This window comes from Tenacibaculum sp. 47A_GOM-205m, assembly GCF_000518405.1.
Classification (GTDB): domain Bacteria; phylum Bacteroidota; class Bacteroidia; order Flavobacteriales; family Flavobacteriaceae; genus Polaribacter; species Polaribacter lutimaris.
This window is the reverse complement of the sequence record NZ_JADN01000002.1, coordinates 1-2,559: the sequence shown is the minus strand read 5'-3', so window position 1 is coordinate 2,559 and position 2,559 is coordinate 1. Positions and strand designations below refer to the sequence as shown.

General features: G+C 32.0%; 3 protein-coding genes. All 3 read right to left on the bottom strand.

What is annotated here, in order from left to right:
* Positions 1-221 precede the first annotated feature (221 nt).
* Positions 222-821, bottom strand: a complete 600-nt coding sequence (locus N534_RS0100035; protein WP_051435796.1) for an RDD family protein — start codon at positions 819-821, stop codon at positions 222-224.
* Positions 822-969: 148 nt separating this feature from the next.
* The gene (locus tag N534_RS14915; RefSeq protein WP_051435795.1) at positions 970-1,767 is read right to left on the bottom strand and encodes a hypothetical protein; all 798 of its coding nucleotides are present in this window, start codon (positions 1,765-1,767) and stop codon (positions 970-972) included.
* A gap of 127 nt (positions 1,768-1,894) precedes the next feature.
* Complete coding sequence (locus tag N534_RS0100025; protein ID WP_028890520.1) at positions 1,895-2,440, bottom strand: Imm27 family immunity protein; 546 nt, start codon at positions 2,438-2,440, stop codon at positions 1,895-1,897.
* Positions 2,441-2,559 lie beyond the last annotated feature (119 nt).

The following is a 2,559-nucleotide window of genomic DNA, read 5'->3' as shown; positions in this document are numbered from 1 at the left end:
GATACCGCTTTTTTATTTTCTTTTTGTTTACAAGAAACTATCAAAATCAGAACAAATATCGAAGTAAGTAGGTGTCTTTTCATATGTTTGCCAACGGTTTTGGCTATGGTTTCGTTACGGAATGGTACGCGAGTATCATTCCGCCGTAACCATAAATTTAGCAAAAAGGCTCGAAATTCCGATTAGGAATTTCAGCCGTAATGAACTAGCCGTTGTTGTGTTTAGTTATTTAATTCACTTAATATTTTTTCTTTGTCTTTATTCCAAATCGTGTATGTAAAAGTCCTTTTATTATGGAAAAACATTTCATCTTCTAATATTGTCGCACTCGATAGTATATAAAATGCTATGCTGAAAAGTTGCAATAAGTTCTTAATAAATGATGTCAAAAATGATGGATTACCTCCGAAGTCGTCAATGACTCTCATTCCAAAAATATATTTTCCAAACGTTCTTCCAGTTAGCGACTCGAAAATCGGATTAATGACAAACAAAGCGAAAAATGCCACCAAAAATGGGTAAAGTTTTATTTCTGTCAGGTATCTGTCAATCAAATAAAAAATACCCAAATAAATTCCGTAGTCGAATAACTTAGCAAAAAGTCTAATCCAAAATCCGTCAATATTTGGATTCAGTGGGAATTCATAATCATATTTTTCGCCACGTCTTGTTATGGTTTTGTATGTTTTTGCGTTTGATATTCTGTTAGTCTTTTTCTTTTTCAACTCAATTTTTATTATCCATTCAGACAAATAGTATAAAGCCAAGTACAAAAGTAAAAGTCCTCCAAAAGCAAGTATTTCAAATGGTAAGTCGTTCATAATTAAACACAACGTGTTTGTATAAGATTAGTTGCGTGGTTTAAGTACCTAATTTAGCAAATACAAACCGAATAGAAAATCCGCAGGATTTTCGGAAGTAGGCTTGCACTAGCAATTAATTTTATACGGTGTTACCTGCTGGCTTTTCTTAATTCAGTTTTCCAAGTTCTTTTTCAATTTGAATATGTATTTGTTCTAATTGTTGGGCATATTTGTCTGTATCTTCTATGATTGCCTTTCTAAATAATTCAAACGCTTGGACTCTAAGTTCTGAATATTTTAATAATATTTTGTTTTGTTCAATTAGTTCGGAAGGTAAATCTTGAAATTGATTTGTTTTATTAATTATTGCAATATTTTCTTTCCATTTCGGGATGGTTTTTTCATTCAATTCTTGAAGTAAAGAATAGTTCGTTCCTGTATTTAAATGGTCATAAAAAACTAAAGTTTCATTTTCATTTTTTGAGAATTGAGCAAGTTCTCTATCATATTTTTCATTTAGCTTGTTATCTGTAGAGAGAAATGCATATCCAAATATTCCAATTCCAATTATTAATAATGAAATAAATCCTATTCCAGCAGCTCTCCAGTCAGAAAAAAAAGAATTATTATTTTCTTTATGAGCCTTTAGAATATCACCTTGTTTCCACTCAACAATTCCCCAAATAATTCCAGTATATATAAGTGGAATAATTTGTCTTGGAATTTTGTCAATCATTTTTTCTGGTAGCATAAATATTCCGCCAAAAAGAACTATTGTGGTTATAACTCCAATGATTAAAGATTTTCGTCCTTCATCAGGTTGGTCTAATGCTTTGAAATTTTCACTAATCATATATCCAGCAGCTAATGGTCCGCCTAAAAAAGTCGCTCCACTTATAGCTTTTGATGAATATAGTTTAATTTCTTTTGTCGTATTTTCTTTTTTATTATCTGTTTCGGTCATTTTTTTTCAGCTTGCAGGTAACGGTTGGTGTATGATTAGGTGCGGTGGCTAGCACCTAATTTAGTAAACAAACTCGGACCTGAGAAAATTCCGAAGGAATTTTCCAAGTAATTACTTGCCAAAGCAATTAATTATACACGGTGTTGGCGGTAGTTATTATTTTTTTTGCTCTTTCAGAAATGTCTTTGTAAAATTCAAAGTCCTTTTCTATCTCAATATTTTTCTTTCCTAAAATCGGTCGTCTGTTAGTTTTGTCAAAAAGTTGTGTTTCGGAAATGATTGATTTTATTTTTTCAGAGTTCAATTTGTTCCATTGAAAATCTTTTTGGGTTATTTTATTCTCAATTGCATTAATGAGTTCTTCTCTAAATTCCTCTTTTAGTTCTTTTTCATTAACCACAAGTAGTGCACAAGCAGTAGCAATTTCGTCAAGGTTTTCGGAATCGATTATTAGATTGATTAATTCTAATTTTCTTGGGTCTGGTAATTTGAATAAAACAGGATGTCCGCCTCCGTGATATTCAGTTTCAACATATATTTTTTGCCACTTTTCATTTGTTTTTGGGCACAAATAAAGAGTTCCCCAAGTATTAGAATCAGTTTCCGTTTTGACAAAGTCGGCAGTCAACTTTTCAATTAATTCAGGATTAGATGTCAATCGTAGTTTGTTCATTTTCTAATTACCGCCAACGGTCTCGTATAACCGTCAGTTACGGGTTAAATTAGCGATTATTTTCGGTTTAGAACTGGCGTTAGCAATTCCGAGTGGATTCGGACGTAGTCGAATCCGCC

What these genes read in the sequence shown, in the direction of transcription:
- N534_RS0100035 (WP_051435796.1), bottom strand. Translation starts at nt 821, where the DNA reads ATGAACGACTTACCATTTGAAATACTTGCTTTTGGAGGACTTTTACTT.
- N534_RS14915 (WP_051435795.1), bottom strand. Translation starts at nt 1,767, where the DNA reads ATGACCGAAACAGATAATAAAAAAGAAAATACGACAAAAGAAATTAAA.
- N534_RS0100025 (WP_028890520.1), bottom strand. Translation starts at nt 2,440, where the DNA reads ATGAACAAACTACGATTGACATCTAATCCTGAATTAATTGAAAAGTTG.